Genomic DNA, 20,161 nt, shown 5'->3' with positions numbered 1-20,161 from the left:
CAAATTATTATTTAACTTATTAACGTTTCGAACACGTATGGTTGAAAACTTTCGGGAAGTTAAACATTCAATCATATAAAAAAACTTTCGCATGAATTATATCTTGATTACTTTTTTACAAAAAAGCACCCAAATTAAAAAGGTGAACCTACTTGCCTTTTCTTTTTTTTTATTGGCCAATAGCACAGGCTTTTGTCAAAAAAATACAGCCATTGAACACAAAATAGATTCGTTGCTGCATTTAATGACCCTTGAAGAAAAGGTAACCATGATACATGCGGCTTCTGGTTTCACAACAGGGGCGGTGCCTCGGTTGGGCATCCCCGAATTGGTAATGTCCGATGGTCCACATGGCGTGAGGCCAGAGCTAGGCAGGTATTGGGTAAAAGAAAAAGAAATAGCCGATTCTGGCACTTATTTGCCCACTGGCATTTGCCTTGCTGCTACTTGGAACCCTAGGTTGGGTATTGAATTTGGTAAAGTACTAGGCAGTGAAGCCGCTTATAGGGGCAAGGATATGATTTTAGGTCCAGGTATTAATATAATTCGATCGCCACTAAACGGTAGGAACTTTGAATATGCCTCCGAAGACCCATTCCTAGTTTCCAAAATGGCAGTGGGCTATATAAAAGGGGTGCAGAGCCAAGGCATTTCGGCTTGCGTAAAGCATTATTTGGCAAACAACCAGGAAACATTGCGGGAATATATTAACGTGGAAATGAGCGAGCGTGCTTTGCGGGAAATTTATTTGCCTGGCTTTAAGGCAGCCGTGCAAGAAGGCCATGTAAATGCAGTGATGGGGGCCTACAATCTTTTCAGGGGGCAACATGCGGCACACAATGACTATACAATCAACAAGATTTTAAAAGGTGAGTGGGGCTTTGACGGGGTGCTTGTAAGCGATTGGAACGGCGTGCACGACACTAAAGAAGCACTCCAGAACGGAACCGATATTGAAATGGGCACAGAGTTTTCTAAACGAAAAACCTACAACAATTTCTACATGGCCGATTCGGCAGTTGCAGCCGTTAGGAATGGGGTAGTAAAAGAAAGCGTGATAGACGATAAAGTGAGAAGGATTTTGCGCATCATGTACCGTACAAATGTTTTGGACGGGAAACGTAAGAAAGGGGAATACAACACAAAAGCCCACCAACAAACCGCTTTGAAAGTGGCAGAAGAGGGTATTGTTCTCTTGAAAAATGAAAACAAATTGCTCCCAATAAATGCTTCTACCACAAAAACCATTGCCGTTATTGGTACTAATGCCACACGCCTGCAGGCAATGGGTGGCGGCAGCTCGCAAGTAAAAGCCTTTTATGAGGTTACACCGTTGCAAGGGCTTAAAAACATTGCTGGTAATAAAGCCAACATCAAATTTGCCGAAGGTTTCAGGGTAGAGGAAAAGCCAGTGCCTCATCCCGAACTGATAGCCGAAGCAGCGGCTTTGGCAGCCAAGAGCGATGTGGCCATTATTATAGGCGGTTGGATACACAATGTAGATTACCCCAATTTTAGGCATGTGCCTTCTTTCGACTCTGAAGAAAAAGACAAGTTGGATATTGACATGCTGTATGGGCAAAATGAATTGATACAAGCAGTATTAAAAGCAAACCCCAAAACAATTGTGGTATTAATGGGTGGCGGCACAATAGACATAACTAAATGGGTGGACAAAGTGCCAGCCATCCTCCAATCATGGTATCCCGGCATGGAAGGGGGCAATGCACTGGCCAATATTGTTTTTGGAAAGGTAAACACTTCTGGAAAACTGCCTATTACCTTTCCTAAAACCTTGGCAGATGCCCCTGCACACAAACTAGGTGAGTTCCCCGGCGATGGCAAAAACGTGGTATACAAGGATGATATTTTTGTAGGCTACCGCTATTTCGATACCTATAATGTAAAGCCGCAATTTGCATTTGGCCACGGGTTGTCTTATACCAATTTCCTGTATAGCAACCTTGCTGTAACCAAAGAAGGTGGCAAGTATATAGCCAGTTTTGCCATTAGCAATACAGGCAAGGTAGCCGGTTCGGAAGTAGCACAATTGTATATCCATGCACAAAAAACAGACATTAAAAGGGCTGAAAAAGAATTAAGGGGCTTTGAGAAAATTGCCTTATTGCCCGGTGAAACCAAAAAAGTGTCCATCACTTTAGGCAAAGAAGCTTTCCAATATTTCAATGAAACCAAAAATGCTTGGGACATTGAGCCAGGAACCTATGAAATATTGGTAGGCGGTGCATCTGATGATATTAAACTTAAAAAAGCGGTTGAGCTTGATAAGTGGTAAGTGGTAAGTCGAAAGTTGTAAGTTATAAGAAGGCTGTGCAGGATATTAGGGTAGCGCATCCCGCCTAAACAGATAGAAGGGATTTTTAATCCCATTCACTAAAAACATGGATTATCACCTCAATTCAACAATTTGAAAAAATGAAACGAATTAAATTAATCGTAGGGCTCGTTTTTTCTTTCATAGCTGTTGCATCAAATGCCCAGCAACTGCATAAAGTATGGGAAACGGATAGTGTTTTTAAAAAGCCCGAAAGCGTTGTTTATGATGCAAGCCGCAATGTTTTATTTGTAAGCAGCATCAATGGCAATTATGGTGCAAAAGACGGCAATGGTTTTATCTCAGAAGTATCGCTAGATGGCAAAATAATACAAGTGAAATGGATGGAAGGGTTAGATAATCCCCCAGGGCTGGGTCTGTATTCGGGCAAATTGTATGTGGCCGATTTGCATCGTATTGTGGTGATAGATATAGCCAAACAATTGATTGATACTGCTTACACAATTGATTCATCCAAGTATTTGAATGATATATGTATAAATGAAATTGAGGAAGTGTTTGTATCGGATATTTTCGGTAACAAAGTATATAAGCTAGCGAAAAAGAAGGTGGAAGTTTGGTCTAGTGATCCGTTGCTAAACAAGCCGAATGGGCTGCTCTGCATCAAAAACAATTTAATGGTGTTAAATTTTGGCAATGGTACTGTTTACAAAGTAGCGAACGATACAAAGGCATATAGTTTAATCTGTACAGGCATCAATAATGGCGATGGCATTACAAACGACAATGAGGATGGGTATTTTGTGTCGGGTGCATGGCAGGGGCAAATTTTTCATGTGTCAAAAGACGGGAACAAAGAACTTGTATTAAACCTTGGTAAAGATAAGATAATGGCTGCTGACATATTTTATGAAAAAAGTAAAAAACTGTTGCTAGTGCCGAATTTGAATAAGTCAGTTATTGCATATAGTTGGGAATAAATAATTGTTCAAGGGTTTTTAAGTAGAATGGGCGGGATGTTAGCATTGCTCATCCCGCCTAAATAGATAGGTAGGATTTCCAATCCCTTTTGCTAAAAGCCAACAGTTTCACTAAAAAATTAATTCAATAACTATGTTTAAGAAAACAATTTTGGCTTTGCTGGTGCTTGCTTTAGCCCAAACTTTATCTGCACAAGATTTGAATCTATACGAAAAAAAGTGGTTCATCAGCAAAGGCGATACCATGCCCTACCGCTTGTTATTACCCTATAATTATGACCCAGCAAAGAAATACCCATTGATACTTTTTATGCATGGCAGTGGTGAGAAGGGCAACAACAACAGTACCCAATTGGCCAATTGCGGCAGGGCATTTTTAAAGGACAGTGTCCGTAAAAATTACCCAGCTTTTGTATTAATACCACAATGTGCCCTAAAAAGTAATTGGGTGGAAGACAGGCGTATAAAAGATTCTGCGGGCAAATATGTGCTGGTAATGCCACCCAATGAAAAACCTACTAAAGCCATGCTGCTGTTGCAAAAACTGGTAAAAAGAATACTGCACGACTACCCAGTAAACAAAAAGCAGTTGTATGTGGGTGGTCTATCCTTGGGTGGTATGGGCACTTATGATATTGTACACAGGAAACCCAAGTTGTTTGCTGCTGCCTTCCCTATTTGTGGCGCTGCTGATACTAGCTTTGCACCCAAATTCAAGCATGTGAAATGGTGGGTTTTCCATGGGGCAAATGACCATGCAGTAACCCCCGAATTTGACAAAAATATAGTGGCTACCATGCAGCGATTGAACATTCCCGTACAGTTTACATTGTACCCAAACACAGGTCACAACAGTTGGGACAAAGCCTTGGCCGACCCTAAGCTATTTGAGTGGTTATTCTCCATCGAAAAAGGCAAATAGCTTTGTTCAGCAATAAAATCGTCAAATAATATGCACCCTCTACAACTTCATTTAAGGCAAATAATGGCAATTGTTATGTTGATTGCTTGCTGCCATCAACTGGTTGCACAAAAATCCACGCCCATTCATGTTTGGGTATCAACGGCGGATGAAAAAAAGAAATTATCCAAAGAGGCGGATGTATATTTCAATGCCCCTAAAAGCAAGGATACCAGCTATACCATCACCGTCAATAGCAACATTCAATTTCAAAAATGGATTGGGTGCGGCGCCTGCACTAATGATGGGTCGTCTTGGTTGATGTGCAAGAAATTGAGTAAGGCTTCAAAAGATACATTGATGAACCAATTGTTTAGCAAAAAAGCGGGCATTGGCATGGATTGGGTAAGGCAACAAATGGGTTCGGGCGATGCAGCAGTGATTAACAATGGCTGGTGGACTTATGACGACATGCCCAAAGGGGAAACAGATACCTTGCTTCAACATTTTTCTATTGCCATGGAAAAGGAGTACATCTTGCCTGTATTGAAACAAGCATTACAAATTAACCCGAGCTTAAAAATTATTGGCTGCCCTTGGACGCCACCCGGCTGGATGAAAACCTCTGCCAATGATTCAAACCCTTTAAACCATGGCGATATCCAACCTAAATACTATCACCAGTTTACCAACTATTTTGTAAAGTTTATTCAAGCTTATGCAAAAGAAAATATCCCCATTTATGGCATATCCTTACAGAACGAGCCGCTGGCATCTAAACAGCAATGGCAGGCTTGTGGCATACCTGCTAAGGTGGAAGCGCAGTTGATAAAAGATTATTTTGTACCGGCTTTTGCCAAGCACCACATTAAATCGAAATTGTTTGTTTTTGATCATAATTGGGATAACGATGGCTGGGATTATGTGAATACGGTTTACAAGGATACAAGTGTGTACAAAGCCGTGGCAGGTTCTATGTGGCACCACTATGTTGGCTCGCCAGACATGATGACCAAAGTACACAACGCATACCCTGATAAAGAAATTTGGTTTACAGAAGGCTGTGCCACTACAAACTGGCACAACCCTATTTATTTTGACTACAATACCTATAGAAATTCTTTCCTCAATTTCTCCTACAACATGATTGCTGTGCCACGCAACTGGTGCCAAACAATGACCATGTACCAAATAGCGATGGATCCCAATCACGGACCTGCCGTATTTGGCCCGCCTACTAACTATGGCATGGTTACAATTGACCCAACGGATGGTAGTATTGCTTATAGGGCCGAATATTACACGTTGGGGCATGTAAGCAAATTTGTAAGCCCCGGAGCTTATCGTATAGGAACAAACCAATACGATGGCGACATGGAAACCGTGGCATTTAAAAACCCCGATGGCTCTATAGTGCTTGTGCTATCCAATAGAAAAGCAACTGCAACTGAAACAAAAATTAACTGGGGCCATAAAACGCTTGCGTATAAAGTACCCGCTGAGTCGATGGTTACATTAACTTGGCGATAAGTAGTGGGGTAAAAGGGTAGTCTAAGCTTTACGACGCTTGTAACCGCGCAAAGCGGTTAATAGCATTTTTTTACCACGAACGGAAACCTAGTATTGTTGTTCTATATTTTTGTCAAAATATAATTTCATATGAAGACAGGAAAATTTTTAATTTCTTTTATTGCTGTTTTTACAGCAGTGTCCCCATATTTAGCCGATTGGAATGAAACTCATATTTATAATCCAAATTGGTTACCACATACTAAATTTCATAATGCACAGACTATTGTATTTGGTGCTTTACTTGGAGTACTTTCTTTGTGGTCTTTATGGCTAAGAAAAACTATAAATGAAAAAGAACAAGTAAATCAAGGTACTTTATTTGCTTCTTTGTACTGGCTTGCTCAAATGCCTGCCATACTTTTTCCGGGTACAGCTTTCAACGATAAAGGTGGCCTGGAAATGCCTGTAGTTTTTGGGGTTCAAACCAATCAACTGATAATGTGTATTTTCTTTATTCTTCCACTTATTACTCTTGGTTATTTTTTAGAAACTAAACGAATAGATAAATTTTCATCACTTAATAATTAATAAAATAAATTAAAATGGCAAATCAAAAACCTACAATTGAAACTGGTGCGTTAGAGCATCCAAACGTAAAAGCTATTAGAAACTACCAAGCCGCAATGGCAAAAGGTGATTTTGCAAATGGCATTACTGTTTTTGACCCCGAAGTAACATATACGGTACCCGGTAATAATATTTTATCTGGGCTCTACAAAGGACCTGAACAAGTAATGGGTTACTTAGGCAAGTTAATGGAGCTGACACAAGGAAGCTACGGAATTAGCGAAATGCACTGGTTAGTTAACGACAAAGACCAGGTTGTGCTTTTTATTAAAAACTTTGCAGATTTGCGTGGACGTTCTTACGAATGGGAAGAAACTATTTTGTTTGAATTTAAAAATGGAAAAAAAATCAATATTGAACACTTTCAAGCTAATCAAGCAGGTGTTGATGCGTTTTTAGGAAATTAATAATTGCAAAAATCACCAGGTCTTTGCGATGTTAGTCTTTTGAAGCATTTAATGAAATGTGATTTATCTGTGAAGAGAAGTTTTGATGCAACATCGCCAATACTATGATTTTTATTCAATAGCTCTTTTGCTTTGCAGATTTTTAGGTTCATTAAATATTTATGTATAGTCATATTGGTTTCTGATAAGAATAGCCTGCCAAGATGAAATTTACTTACAGCCATTTCTTTGGATAGTTGGTCCAGTGAGATGGCTGTAAAAATATTTTCATTCATATACTCTTTAAGATTATCAATAATTTTTTTGCTGTTATTTTTTAAATCTTTCTCCTTCTGATTTGCTTTGATGTCTATAAGCACTGTTACAAAGTCAATTAAACTTAGTTCTCTCTCTAACTGTGTAGATAAACCTTTGTAGGAATTGAAAATTGCTTGTAATTTATTAATAAGCTGAAAATTTAAAGCTTTGTTGTCAAGAACCAAATCTTCAAAGCTTTGTTTAGATTTATCTAATAACTCTATGTTTCCTTCCTCAATTAAGTAGATGGGTATAAAAATGAAATCAAAGCAAACTTCTTTTTCGTGTACAAGGTACTCTGAATGTATTTCTTGCGGTTCTATTATATAGAGTTCGTTTGGCGGAAGGATGATGTTTCTATTTCTGTAGTTATTTTCAATCAATCCTTTTTTCAAATAACCAATCTGGAATTCGTTGTGAAAATGTGGTGCTTTAATTTTTAATTTTTTATATCCTTTTGGATTTCTAATACTCCAACTGTGCAACTCTACGCCCTTACTAAAGGAGGATTTAAAAATTTTACCGTCTGCAGATTCTGTCGAAATATTTCTCATTTTCTTCTACGATTTTTAGGTTGTGTCATAGTGTGTTTGCATACAAATCATAAATATACTCAACCCCATTACGCCCACACATCCAAAAATAAGTGTATTGCCGCATTTTTTAAATACCTGTTACTTGCTTCTATTCATCCGTCACTATTCCCCAACTAGTTAAGTAGCAATTAAGCACAGGTCAGAGGCCATGCATTTGTTGGGCCACCAGACCTTCGCTAGCCATCCAAAGAGGGGTTTGAACCTTTTTTTATTAATATAAGTTTTGATTTTGCGTAATATTTTACGTATTTTAAAGAAACTGATGGTACTGAGGAATAAAATTATCGTCTATTAGTTGGTTGTCTTGCGTTAGTCCAATATCTGCAATCTGCAGCATTTTTTGTTTGAAACAAGAATGTTAATGAGCAAAGTTCTAGGTTATAATTAAAAAGGTTTTAAAAGGTGAATTTGCAAGGTGTGTTCTATTACAGAATGGGATAAACAGTGCAAGTGTAAGGGGTATTTTTTGCTCCCCTCCTTTATGTGTTTAAGACACCTGTAGATAACTTGAAAAAAATATTTCTTCGTCTATATTGACATCAGTCCTATATAACTTCTAGTTAAAACATTGACGCATGCCATTTATCCACACTCGCCATTTATGGGGCCTTGCCGCCCCGCCGTATGCGCATTTATTTGTTACACACAAACCCATAAGAAACGCTTTGTTCTACATTCATTATTAAATAAAAATTTATGATAAAAATTATTTCAAAAACATTTCTTGGCTTGGCTTTTTGCATTGCATTGGCCAATTGTAATAAAATAGATACAAATGCTCCTGCCACAACAGCTCGCGGCCGGATGAATGTAACTTTAAGTACCCCTACCACATGGTTTGTAGCACCTGATGGGGTTACAGGCAATACAGGGTTATCGGAAACCAGCCCAAAACCCCTTAGAGAAGTAGGTGCCCAATTGGCAAGACCAGGTGATATAATAAATGTCATGTCAACCCATGGTGTTTATAAAGGCACTGGGGGTGTAATATTAACTACCAGTTATGTTGATGCGGGAGGTAACACCATCAACAATTCTGGTACGTCTGGTAGCCCAATAACATTTAAGGGCTACCCTGCTGGTACAAAACCAATATTGGTGGGATCTACCAATAATTGGAACGTAGTTGGTTTAAGTGGTGCAAGCTATATTGATATTGACGGGCTAGAAATTACTGATGTAAAAACTGGTTTGTATGGTTCGCCGACACTTACACAAGCAGGTGCAGATGATGTTGCCCTAAGAGCACGAAATTATTATACTGCCCACGGCAACAGTTTATCTGGTTTTGTATTTTCGGCAAGCGATGTTGCTTACCAAACCAATGGCTTTGCTGCTGAAAATTACTGTCATCATATCAATGTCAAAAACTGTTATGTACACGATATGCCGGGCGTTGGTATTGGTGCTAAAAATTTTGATTACATTACGATTGCAAATAATACCGTAGTAAACTGTGCAGAATATAGCATTTATGGTACCAGTGGCATTAGCACTATATATGCTTACAATTTTGATAACCATGCATCTAATACCAAACCTGTATTAATTAGCAACAATGTATGCTATGGCAATAGGGTGCTAACAAATTGTTATACTTCGGGTGCATTAACCGATGGCAATGGGATTATTTCGGACGTATCGTTACAAGCATCTGGAAATGCAAATGGCGATTATTTGGGAAACATTAGAATTGAAAACAATATTAGCTTTAACAATGGCGGTGCAGGTATTAATATTACCGGGGGGCAAAACGTTTATGTTGTAAACAACACCACCTGCAACAATGGTTTGGTGCCACAGGTAAATTATCCAGAATTGAGCATGACCAATTATTGTAAAAATATCTTTATAACCAACAATATTTTTTATGCAAGAAATGATGGAAGACCTTACCGAACAAACGTTCAACAACATAATAGCAGTGAAATTATAAAATTTGATTTTAACCTTTTCTACCCTTTTAGCACCACATATTATGGTGGAACTACAGCAATAGCGGCATATGTACCTAATAGCTATAATATTTTCGGTTCTTCAACTCCCTCTGCTACTCATAATATTGTGGCCAATCCAATTTTTAGTGGGGCTCCACCACCAACCACTTTGCCTGCAAAGCCTGCTAGTGGTACGCCACCCGTGCCACTTACCAACCTTACGTTACAAAGTACCAGCCCTGCAAGGGATACAGGTTATAGTGCCACGCCTTACTATACTTATTTTGATTATACTAACTGGTATAAAAGTGATGGCAAAACAGATTTAGGTGCTTTTGAGTACCATTGAATAATGTCCGACCTTTAAAATATTGCCAAGAAAGTACCCATTTAATAACAATTGAGCAAGAATGCCCCATCTAGATTTAAGATGGGGCATTTGTATTATTTTACTTGTAGCTAAACCCTTGAAGTACTTCCTCGACCGATTTTACCCACTAGCGCAGGCCTCTAGCCTGTGCTGTTACTTATTGTTGAAATACAAACACAATCTTTAATAAGTGTATTGTTGTATATATCAAACCCTCCCTCGTATCCATCTTTCTTGCCCCAAACATTGCATCCGTAAAAAATCTGCCAATTTTATATACCAAAATTTCCATTTTGCCAACAAAAAACAAATCCGTAATTTTGTATTGTAATTCAACTCAAAATATAACATAATAAAAAAACATAAATAACACATGCACCAAACATTAATACATAGCAAATCACTATCAATCACCAGTCACTCACCATTGATACACATTCAATCACCATTGGTCACCAATCAATCACTATTCAATCACCATTAAATGGCTTCCATTTTTATATAAAACATTGATTATCAACAACTATTTAAACCCAAGATGGCAAAAATATTTTTTTATCCCTTTTACTACCAAAAATACCATCAATAAACACTCAATAAACTAGCGTTGCACCCTCAATTAGCTAGCATTCAGCTAGCATAAAACTAGGGTTAAAAAAAGTCAATAGTGTTGTAAATCAAGTATTTAAATAAAACTTATTGCTCAAAATGCCAAAAAATCAAACTAAATGCAACCAAACCATATAATAGTTCAATAAAAACACATGCAACAAACCGACACGTAGGACGATTACGCTTATTTTGCCTACTGGCTCGACGACCGCGAGCAATACAATGCGTACATCAAAAAATTTAGAGGATCTTAACCCATTTCATCCTGCCTAAATAGCTAATGGATATTTCCTAATCCCCTCACCAACCCAAATTCAAAATAATCCTTTGCAGTCCTTCTGCATTTTCCAATGCCTTTATAAGTTGCGCTAGCTTTTCTTTGCCCTCTCCCAAAATTTTCATGCCAAAACTGGACTTCTTCAAAAAATCATTTAGTTTTTTGCATTCAGGCAATCCCAGAAAACCACTGCCCCAAAAATCTTCCTTGAATTGCACCACAATGGAACTTGCAATTTGCCCAGGTTGTTTTTTAGGGAATGTGTGCGGCAGGTTGGACCCAATAAAATAAATATCCCCCGTTTCATATTCGCCTATATAGTTGCCTATAAAAGCCAGGCCTTCGCAATTGGTAATCAATACCAGTTCATATTCAGGATGGTGGTGCCAGCCCAGTTCATATTCAGGGGTAGTGAATGTTTTTGCTACAAAAGAACTGTTGTTGTTCAGTAGCATTTTCTCAACTATCGGATGGGTAGGCATGGCAAATGTATTATGGTAAGTAACCCTATAAAAGTACTTTTATTAGTGCAATGTTAATATTTTAAAGAAAAAGCAATAAGATAGTTTCTTTTTTAGATAAGCAAAATGCCTAATAGGCGGTTGCAGCCTACGAAATTTGTACCTCAATAAAATGATTTAGCTACTAAGGCATCATCTGGCTAAGTGTTGCAAACCTTCAAAAGGTTGGCAACCCTAATATAAAATAAAATTGCGCATTATGAAGGACTTGTCAACACAACATCAACTCATTTCCAATTTGTTCCAATGGCCTACCAAGCCATCTGAATGGGAACAGTACAAACTAAGCAACGAGCAACTGGAATTTTTTAATGAATACGGCTATCTCAGCAACATTAAACTGCTGGAGGAATGGCAGGTAGATAAGCTGAACAATGAACTGGCAGAAATTGTAGACCCCTCTCATCCGGCTAATCATTTATTCCATGAATTTCATAGCAATGAATCATCAGACCCCAATTCGGTTTTGTTCCATGCTTTGGGTGCTTGGCGCTTAACCAATAGTTTTCATGATGTTATCTGGAACCCTGCATTTGTGATGGCGGCAAGCCAAATATTGGGCAACAAAGCGGTAAGATTTTGGCATGACCAATTGTTTTGCAAGCCTGCAAAACATGGCGGAGTGGTGGCTTGGCACCCAGATTATAGTTATTGGACAAGGACAGGACCTATACAACACCTTACTTGTTGGGTGGGTTTGGATGATGCCACTACCGAAAATGGTTGCCTTTACTATGTGCCTAGAAGCCAAAACTGGGGCTTGCTGGACAAGCCCGATTTGGCTGGGGACATGGAGGGCCTGATGCAGTACCTGACCGATGAACAAAAATCCGAGTTTAAGCCAGTACCAATAGAACTAAAAAAAGGACACGCCACCTTCCACCACCCATTGATGGTGCATGGGTCTTACGAAAATAAATCACCACGTTCCCGCAGGGCTTTTGTGCTGAATGTATTCAGTGATGGCACAGAATCTAACACAGATGAGGTTTTGTTAAAAGGTGTGCCGACAATAAAAGCAGGCAACAAAATGGAAGGGCAATTTTTCCCATTGATTTTTTCACCAGAGGAAGCTTAGCCACTCTGAGCCTTAGTGTCTATTTTATCCCTTTGCCATATTGAAAACTTACATGCAATTATATGAAGAAAGTATTAACGATTGTTGCTGCCGCTTTTGTAGTGATGGCTTTTACATTGAAAGATAATGATTACAAAAACCCCAATTTACCCGTGGACGAAAGGGTGCGTTTGCTGTTGAAGCAAATGACACTAGAGGAAAAAATAGCACAGTTCTATACTCCCTCTGCTGAGATGGAGCTTGGCGATGGCAAGAGTTTTACTGTGGGATGGGCTTAGTTATACCAGTTTTGAGTATTCGAACCTGCAATTATCCAAACCAACCATAACAGCAAAAGAAGCCACCACACTTACTGCATCCATAAAAAACACGGGCAAGGTAGCGGGCACCGAAGTGGTGCAGTTGTATGTAAGGCAAGATTTCACGAGTGTGGTAAGGCCAGTACTTTCGTTAAAAGATTTCAAGCGGGTTACATGCAGCCCGGGAAAAAAAAACGGTGGCGTTTATTATTGACAGCACCAAGCTTTCCTTCTTTAACCAAGACCTGAAAAGAGTGGTAGAAGCAGGCACAGTGGAATTGAAAGTAGGGGACAACACGAGAGATTTGAAAACCATAAGGTTGCACGTTATAAGTTCCACGTTTTAAGTTGTACGTTTTACGTTTTGATTTAATAAAAAAGGCTTCAAAAGGTTTTAATCTTTTGAAGCCTTTTTACAATAACCTAAAACTTAAAACTACTTCCTACTCACCAGCCCCGTTTTCTTCAAAAGTGGCCTATTGTCGCTTTTGTGCATAAAATTATATACCAGCGTATAAATAATAGGCAGTATCAGCAATGTAAGGAAGGTGGAGGTAATCAAGCCTCCAATTACTACGATTGCCAAAGGCTTTTGCGTTTCACTGCCAATACCTGTAGAAATAGCTGCTGGCAGCAAACCGATAGCCGCCATTAAAGCGGTCATTACCACAGGCCTTACCCTTGATATTACACCTTCTAGTATGGCTACGTCAAGGGGCATTTTGCCACTTAGGTTTTTGCGGAACACGCTTATTAATATCACCCCATTCTGGATACATACCCCAAAGAGTGCAATAAAGCCAATACCCGCACTAATGCTGAAATTTAGCCCAGTAATATGCAAAGCAAGTATGCCACCAATTAATGCAAATGGCACGTTTAAAATGGTAAGCAGTGCATCTTTTACATTGCCAAAAGTGATGAAAAGGATAAGGAAAATGGCTAATAAACAGATGGGTACCACATTTGCCAATGTGCCCATGGCACGTTGTTGGTTTTCAAATTCGCCGTTCCAGCTCATTTTGTAGCCGTGTGGCAGTTGCACTGCGGAATCAACTTTTGCTTGTGCCTCGGCAATAGCCCCGCCCAAGTCCCTGCCACGAACAGAAAACTTAACGGGGATATAGCGGTAGTTATTATCCCGATATACAAATGCAGGCCCTGTAAGGGTGCGTATGTCAGCAATTTCCTTCAACGGTATCTTGCTGCTGTCCTGCGTAGGGATCATCAGTTGCTCTATCTTTTCCTCTGTGTCCCTGAAATCTTTACGGTAGCGTATCCTTATATCGAACTTCCTTTCTCCATCATACAATTGCGAAGCTGCCTTACCGCCTATGGCCATTTCTATAACTGCTTGTGCATCTGAAACGCTTACGCCATACAGTGCCATTTTTTCCTGGTTCAGTTCTATCCTGAATTCTGGCTGGCCAAGGTTCCTAAGTACGCCCAAATCTTCAATTCCATTTATCTTGCCCAATACACTTTGCACTTTGTTTGCAAGGCTGTCCAGCGTGTTGAAGTCTTTGCCAAAAATCTTTACTGCCAGCGATGCTGGCACACCCGCAACGGCTTCTTCCACATTGTCCCGTATCGGTTGCGAATAGTTTAGCAGCAAGCCCGGTATCTTGCTCAATTGCTTGTCCATGCTATCCACCAAATTATCGGTAGTAACGCCTTTGGGCCATTCGTCCTTGGTTTTCAAATCAACGGCTATCTCCACGTTGAAAAAACCTTTGGGGTCGGTGCCATCGTTGGTACGGCCTATTTGCGCCAGCGTATGTTTTACCTCTGGGAATTGCCTCAATATCTGTGTCATTTTATCCGATACAATGCGTGATTGTGTAAGCGATGCACTCATGGGCAATTGCGATTTTACCCATAATGCGCCTTCGTCAAGCTCTGGCAAAAATTCGCTTCCCAAAAACTTAGCTGAAAAGAAAGAAAGAATCATTACAACTACCGCAATCAATACGCTTAGCCTGGGCCTGCTATTGGCTTTCACAAATAGAAAGCGGATGCCGTTCTCAAAAAATGAAACAATTGGGTTATGTTTCTCCCTCACATTTTTACGTAGCAATATACTAGACAAAGCAGGTACAAACGTAAGGGTAAACAATAACGCACCTAATAAGGCAAAACTCAAAGTATAAGCCAAGGGCGAGAACATCTTGCCTTCCACTTTCTGGAAAGCAAAAATGGGTATCAAGCAGGTAATGATAATCACCTTGGAGAAGAAGATGGCTTTGCCCATTTCGGCACCCACGTTTTTAAATAAGCTGAGTTTGGCTAGTTTATTAAACTTTTCCATGCCTACTTCCTTGGCTTTGTGGTCTAGGGCCACAAAAAGCCCTTCCACCATCACAACTGCACCATCTATAATGATACCGAAGTCAATGGCCCCCATGCTTAGCAAGTTTGCAGTCATCCCTTTTATCCTCATGCAGAAAAAGGCAAACAACAATGCCAATGGTATGATAATACTAACAGTAATCGTTGTGCGCCAATCGGCCATGAATAGCAATACGATGCAGGTAACCAATACAATGCCTTCTATCAGGTTATGGATTACGGTATGCGTTGCAAAATCCATTAAGGTGGTACGGTCGTAAAAGGTTTCCAGCTTTACATCTTTGGGCAGGATGTCTTCGTTTATCTCCTTCACTTTGGCGTGTATCCGCTCTAGCACTTCGCTTGGGTTTTCGCCTTTCCGCATTACTACTATGCCTTCTAGTACATCCTCGGTTGTGTCTTTAGATACTTGGCCAAGGCGTGGCTTGCCTGTTTCTATTACTTCTGCCAAGTTCTTTACAAGGATGGGTACGCCGTTTATCTTGGTAACAATGATGTTGTTGATTTCGCCAATATCGTTCAGTAAGCCAATGCCACGCACCACATAAGCCTGCCCATTGCGTTCTATCACGTCCCCGCCTACATTGATATTGCTTTTAGAAATGGCATTGTAAACATCCAATGAGGTAAGCCCAAACTTGGTAAGGTAGTTGGGGTTCACGCTTATTTCAAAGCTTTTTTCCTCACCACCAAAGCTGTTTACATCGGCTACACCAGGTACACGCTTAAATTCCTTGTCTAGCACCCAGTCTTGTATGGTGGATAGCTCCCTTACACTTTTGGTTTTGCTTTTTAGCGTATAGCGGAATATTTCGCCTGTAGGACCATAAGGAGGCTCTACTTCGGGCTTGATGCCATCTGGCAAATCTACATTGCCCAAGCGGCTGCCTACTTGCTGCCGGGCGAAGGCATCGTCCACGTCATCGTCAAAAATAATACGCACATAGCTTAGCCCAAAGGAAGATGTAGTACGCAGGTTGCTTTTCTTTTGTACCGAGGTAAGGGCTGTTTCTAGCGGAATGGTAATAAATTTTTCTACCTCTTCCGCACTTCGGCCAGGCCATTGTGTAATGATGATTACCTGTGTATTGGTTACGTCAGGGAATGTTTCTATCGGTGTATTTTTATAGCTAATAAAACCAATCACCCCAAGCACCGCAGTCAAAAAGAAAACAAACGCACGGTGCCGAAGCGAAAAGTGTATAATGCTTTTTATAAACTTATTCATAGTAAATTACTAATGATTATATAATTAAAATAATTTGCATGACATGGGTTAGACTATAAACCTATAAGACTTTAAAACATTATAGGCTTAACTCATAATTCATAACTCATAATTCATAACTCTTACGGTGTATCTAATAATTGTTGGAACACCAATAACTGGTTGGTAACAATCAGTTTGTCGCCTTCTGTTGCACCGCTGTTGATGTATGTTTTATCACCAACGGTTTTTAAGATATTTACCTCTGCAATTCTCATGTCGTCTTTTGTCCTGTAAATCACCACAAAGCTTTTGCCGTCTTGGTTTATCAATGCCTTGGTGGGCAAGCAAAGGGCTTTTACTTGCTGCTCGTTCGATACGGTTACCTTGGCAAACATTTCTGGTTTCAATAGCCCGGCAGCATTGTCTAGCTTTACCCTTACTTTCATGGCTTTGTTGGTAGGGTCTAGCACTTCGCTTACTTTATCTATTTTGCCTTTAAATACTTTGTCAGGGTAGGCAAGGGTAGTTACTTCTACTTCGTAGCCTTCCTTTATTTTGGGTATGTCTGCTTCAAACACGTTTGCATTTACCCACACATCTTTTAGGTCAGAAATGGTAAACAGGTAATCGCCCATGTCGGGGCGGATATAGTTGCCAGCATTTACTTTTTTCTCTACAACATAGCCACTTGTTGGGGCCGTTAATACATAAGTGCCGCCTGCATTGGTGTTTTTACCGCCATTGATGCTTAGCACACTTTCAATTTTGTTCTTGGCTGCTTTTGCTTTTTCATAGTTTTGTTTTGCTTCCAGTAATTCCCTTTCGCTGGCTATGCCATTTTTATAAAGGCTTTGCGTATTGTCCAGTTGCCTTTGGGCAATGGCAATGTCAGCATTGGCGCTTGACAAGTCGGCATAGTTGCCAGCAATGTCAGCACTTTTTATCACGGCCAAAACTTGCCCTTCGGTTACTTTGTCGCCCAGCGATACTTTGCTCTCTATCACTTGCCCGCTACCACGAGGGAAAACTTTGTTTACGCTGTTGTCATTAAAGTTTATCTCCCCACTAAGTGTAATGGCATCGCTTATAAAGCAGTTTTGCACACTGTCTATGGCTATCATTTTCGCCATGCTGTCGCTAATGGAAAATTTCTTTGCTTCTTCCTTCACAGGTTGCTTTTCGTGGCACGATGTTATGGCCATGAACAAAAGGGCAGATGCTATAAATGTTGTTTGTTTCATAATACTATAATTGATAATTTACAATTGATAATTCCCGTTGCTCCCCTTTAGGGGATGGGGGTTTAACGGTTCACATGATATTGCAATTCCTCCTTTGCCAATTGCAGGTTCAATTGCTGGCCCAATAATTTCTTTTGGCTGTCTGTATAATCATTAAAAAAATCAAGGAATTCCAACAGGTTTATTTGCCTTTGCTTATAGCTATCTATCATGTTATTGTAAATAGCCGTATAGCTGCTATAAAAATCTTTTTGGGTGCTATTGTTTAGCTCAATGCTTAATGCAAGCTTTTTGTAGGCGTTGTTTATATTATTCCTAAGCTCTGTCTCGGCATTTTGCGTGATGGCTTGTTGTTGTTTTATATTGGCCTCGGCAGATTTGATATTTCCTTTGTTTTTATTGAACACAGGCAATGGCAGTGATACGCCAAGCCCTACATAGTTAGGTGCAAAGTTAGAATTGCGGTCAAAGTTTGGCCCTAGTGTAATATCAGGTGTTTTCAATGCTTTTTGGTAAACTAGGTTTTGCTGCTGGTACTTTGTTTGCGATTGCTGCAATAGGTAAGATGGATTGGTTTGCAAAGCTGTGTTTATCAGACTTTCTAGGTTGTCGGGCATTGCCACGTCTCCACTTAGGCTTTCAGCAGGTTTTACAAATTGATTAGCATCTTTTATTTGTAATAATGTTTTTAGGTCTGCCTGATTGTCTGCCAAAGATTTTTGTAGTTCCACCATGTCTTGCTGCAAGCCAATAGACAAAGCCTGCACTCGCACGTAATCTTTACGGGCAATATTGCCTGCGTCTAGCTGTGCTTTCATGCCTGCCACTAGTTTTGATAATTGAACAGCTTGCCCATTATAAATACCTAGCAAGGCTAGTTGCTGCTGGATATTGTAATAATCCTGGTGCAGTTGGTAGCGAAGGTTGCGCAATACATCCTGTAATTGTAGTTCGCTCAGCCTTGCGTTGGTGTTGGCAAGGTCAATAAGTTTTCCTCTTTTTTTAGCCGTTAGAATCAATTGCTGTACTTGAATATAGTACTGCCCATTGTAGCTGCCATCCGGGTTTTTGTGGTACTGGAAATATTTGCCATCTGCCCCCACCATAAAATCAGTGTTCAGCGTTGGGTTTTGCCACACTTTTGCTTGTTCTACTAGGGCTTTTTGGGCATCTACATTGTAATGCTGTGCCAGCAATAGGAAATTACTGTCAATAAAAACCTTTTCAGCTTGTTGCAGGTTTAGCGTAAGCGTGTCCTGCTTTTGTTGGGCTGCGACGGGGTGGCAAAAAGCAATAGGCATCAATAATGGCAATAGCCATTTTGCCTGCTTTTGCAGTGCATTCTTGTAAAACATAAAATGGGATAGAATTAATTGAAAAAATAGTGAAGCCCATTAATAGGCTTGAAAAAATCAATAGATATTAGTAGCAGAGGGGCATAGTTATGCCAAGGAAGGTGGTTGTGTGATTTCTTTAGAAAAAAGGAAACTGTATTTTTCGTCTAGTGGATATGCAAAACTAATGTTAGCCACAAATTCCTTGCTGGGCAGGGTTACAGCCACAGGTTGGATTATTTTTGGGTTGGTATGTTTGTGCGCTGCTGTTTGTTTGTGCCTGCCATTTTGCTGGAACTCTGGAAAAACATCTTTATGCCCAAGTATTATTTCAGAAACATATTCGATAGCAGAGTTCAAGTCGTTGAAGTTGCCAATACTAGCAATAGTAAGCAATGGCTGAAAGTCTATTTCGTCAATGCTTTGATTAATGATAAGGAACGAAAGCAATATCATTAAAACCTTCGAGGTAATATTTTTTAACGCAAGATTCATGTAATTCGGTTGCAAAATACACCGATATACAGCATGGCAACAATGAAACTATTTATTTTATAACTTATTTAACTTGAAAGCGAAATAAAAGAAGCCGCTGGAATATGCCTAAATTACAAAAAAACATCAGTAGCTGCATCATGGATTTTCACAACAAATAAGCAAAAGGGATACAATTTTCGTAAGCTACAATATACACCGTTAGGGAATGCCCTGAACACCCTTTATTTTTTATCTTTGCCCCAAAACCTATTGCGTAGTGAGCGAAAGAATAAAAAGCCTTTTAATTTATGCTGCTAAATGTGCCACGGGCAGCCTAGCGGTTTATACTATTTCTTCGCTTATCCATTATACCGATATTGGCTGGTGCCTTATTTCTGTGATGCTGGTACTGTCTGCCGATGGCAAAGATTCTGTGCCATTGGCCATTACCCGCATCAAGGCGAACCTTGTTGGGGCTGGGGTTGGGGTGCTTTGCTTGTTGGTTTCGCCCACCAATATGTGGATTTTAAGCATTGCGTTGACGATTACTGTAGCGTTCTGTTATTTGTTTACATTAGATACTGGCATCCGTTCTGCATTAGCTGCTACTATTATCATAATGCTTCATGGCGAAGGAAAGCATGTTTGGGACACAGCCATAGAACGTATTATTGCAGTGCTGGCAGGTTGCTTGCTAGGTTTATTGATTACTTTTATTTTTCATTTCAAGATTAGTAACAATATTTCTTCGGGCGATAACCATCAGGAAGCATAGCTTATTAAAAAGATGGCCTATACCCAGCGCTATCATATTTCTTTGGATTATATTCTGTCCTTTCA

The 20,161-nt window shown here is 39.8% G+C and carries 16 protein-coding genes and 1 pseudogene; 11 read left to right on the top strand and 6 right to left on the bottom strand.

Annotation, left to right across the window (positions count from 1 at the left end; translation table 11 throughout):
- The first annotated feature begins 91 nt into the window (after positions 1-91).
- The 6 genes from ACHFIY_RS16295 to ACHFIY_RS16270 all read left to right on the top strand — a co-directional run bounded on the left by ACHFIY_RS16295 (position 92) and on the right by ACHFIY_RS16270 (position 6,723).
- Positions 92-2,296, top strand: a complete 2,205-nt coding sequence (locus tag ACHFIY_RS16295; protein WP_410847178.1) for a beta-glucosidase — start codon at positions 92-94, stop codon at positions 2,294-2,296.
- A 140-nt stretch (positions 2,297-2,436) separates the two neighbouring features.
- Entirely contained in the window at positions 2,437-3,276 is an 840-nt protein-coding gene (locus ACHFIY_RS16290) for an SMP-30/gluconolactonase/LRE family protein (RefSeq protein WP_410847177.1), read from the top strand.
- Between the two features lie 133 nt (positions 3,277-3,409).
- Positions 3,410-4,198 (top strand): carboxylesterase family protein, encoded by a 789-nt coding sequence (locus ACHFIY_RS16285; RefSeq protein WP_410847176.1) that lies wholly within the window; start codon positions 3,410-3,412, stop codon positions 4,196-4,198.
- A 63-nt stretch (positions 4,199-4,261) separates the two neighbouring features.
- Positions 4,262-5,707 (top strand): glycoside hydrolase family 30 protein, encoded by a 1,446-nt coding sequence (locus ACHFIY_RS16280; RefSeq protein ID WP_410847175.1) that lies wholly within the window; start codon positions 4,262-4,264, stop codon positions 5,705-5,707.
- Between the two features lie 129 nt (positions 5,708-5,836).
- Positions 5,837-6,277, top strand: coding sequence for a DUF6640 family protein (locus tag ACHFIY_RS16275; protein WP_410847174.1), 441 nt, complete (start codon positions 5,837-5,839; stop codon positions 6,275-6,277).
- Positions 6,278-6,291: 14 nt separating this feature from the next.
- Positions 6,292-6,723: a nuclear transport factor 2 family protein gene (locus ACHFIY_RS16270; protein ID WP_410847173.1), complete on the top strand. Its 432-nt coding sequence runs from the start codon at positions 6,292-6,294 to the stop codon at positions 6,721-6,723.
- Here ACHFIY_RS16270 and ACHFIY_RS16265 read toward each other — a convergent pair.
- Positions 6,720-7,574 (bottom strand): AraC family transcriptional regulator, encoded by an 855-nt coding sequence (locus tag ACHFIY_RS16265; protein WP_410847172.1) that lies wholly within the window; start codon positions 7,572-7,574, stop codon positions 6,720-6,722. The two genes, ACHFIY_RS16270 and ACHFIY_RS16265, sit on opposite strands and share 4 nt — an antisense overlap.
- 738 nt (positions 7,575-8,312) lie before the next feature.
- Here ACHFIY_RS16265 and ACHFIY_RS16260 point away from each other — a divergent pair.
- A complete protein-coding gene (locus ACHFIY_RS16260; protein ID WP_410847171.1) occupies positions 8,313-9,902 on the top strand; it encodes a right-handed parallel beta-helix repeat-containing protein in 1,590 nt (529 codons plus the stop codon).
- 933 nt (positions 9,903-10,835) lie between these two features.
- Here the strand turns inward: ACHFIY_RS16260 and ACHFIY_RS16255 are convergent.
- Complete coding sequence (locus ACHFIY_RS16255; protein ID WP_410847170.1) at positions 10,836-11,294, bottom strand: cupin domain-containing protein; 459 nt, start codon at positions 11,292-11,294, stop codon at positions 10,836-10,838.
- 238 nt (positions 11,295-11,532) lie between these two features.
- On the opposite strand from ACHFIY_RS16255, the gene ACHFIY_RS16250 reads away from it, so the two are divergent.
- From ACHFIY_RS16250 to ACHFIY_RS16240, 3 genes and pseudogenes are all read left to right on the top strand, one after another.
- Positions 11,533-12,411 (top strand): phytanoyl-CoA dioxygenase family protein, encoded by an 879-nt coding sequence (locus ACHFIY_RS16250; RefSeq protein WP_410847169.1) that lies wholly within the window; start codon positions 11,533-11,535, stop codon positions 12,409-12,411.
- Between the two features lie 62 nt (positions 12,412-12,473).
- Positions 12,474-12,689 (top strand): hypothetical protein, encoded by a 216-nt coding sequence (locus ACHFIY_RS16245; RefSeq protein WP_410847168.1) that lies wholly within the window; start codon positions 12,474-12,476, stop codon positions 12,687-12,689.
- A pseudogene (locus ACHFIY_RS16240) lies at positions 12,658-13,057 on the top strand (fibronectin type III-like domain-contianing protein). The gene ACHFIY_RS16245 and the pseudogene ACHFIY_RS16240 overlap by 32 nt, the downstream one beginning before the upstream one ends.
- 89 nt (positions 13,058-13,146) lie before the next feature.
- Here ACHFIY_RS16240 and ACHFIY_RS16235 read toward each other — a convergent pair.
- The 4 genes from ACHFIY_RS16235 to ACHFIY_RS16220 form a co-directional block, all read right to left on the bottom strand.
- Positions 13,147-16,287, bottom strand: a complete 3,141-nt coding sequence (locus tag ACHFIY_RS16235) for an efflux RND transporter permease subunit (protein ID WP_410847167.1) — start codon at positions 16,285-16,287, stop codon at positions 13,147-13,149.
- 122 nt (positions 16,288-16,409) lie between these two features.
- Positions 16,410-17,510: an efflux RND transporter periplasmic adaptor subunit gene (locus ACHFIY_RS16230; RefSeq protein ID WP_410847166.1), complete on the bottom strand. Its 1,101-nt coding sequence runs from the start codon at positions 17,508-17,510 to the stop codon at positions 16,410-16,412.
- A gap of 62 nt (positions 17,511-17,572) precedes the next feature.
- The gene (locus ACHFIY_RS16225) at positions 17,573-18,865 is read right to left on the bottom strand and encodes a TolC family protein (RefSeq protein WP_410847165.1); all 1,293 of its coding nucleotides are present in this window, start codon (positions 18,863-18,865) and stop codon (positions 17,573-17,575) included.
- Between the two features lie 87 nt (positions 18,866-18,952).
- The gene (locus tag ACHFIY_RS16220) at positions 18,953-19,339 is read right to left on the bottom strand and encodes a hypothetical protein (protein ID WP_410847164.1); all 387 of its coding nucleotides are present in this window, start codon (positions 19,337-19,339) and stop codon (positions 18,953-18,955) included.
- 259 nt (positions 19,340-19,598) lie between these two features.
- Between ACHFIY_RS16220 and ACHFIY_RS16215 the strand changes: the two genes are divergently transcribed.
- On the top strand, positions 19,599-20,096 hold the full coding sequence (locus ACHFIY_RS16215; protein WP_410847163.1) for an FUSC family protein: 498 nt from the start codon (positions 19,599-19,601) through the stop codon (positions 20,094-20,096).
- Positions 20,097-20,161 lie beyond the last annotated feature (65 nt).

The sequence above is a fragment of the Parasediminibacterium schistidii genome, from assembly GCF_046546515.1.
Classification (GTDB): Bacteria; Bacteroidota; Bacteroidia; order Chitinophagales; family Chitinophagaceae; genus Parasediminibacterium.
Note: the sequence above shows the minus strand (reverse complement) of the source record. Positions and strands in the feature narration are given on the sequence as shown.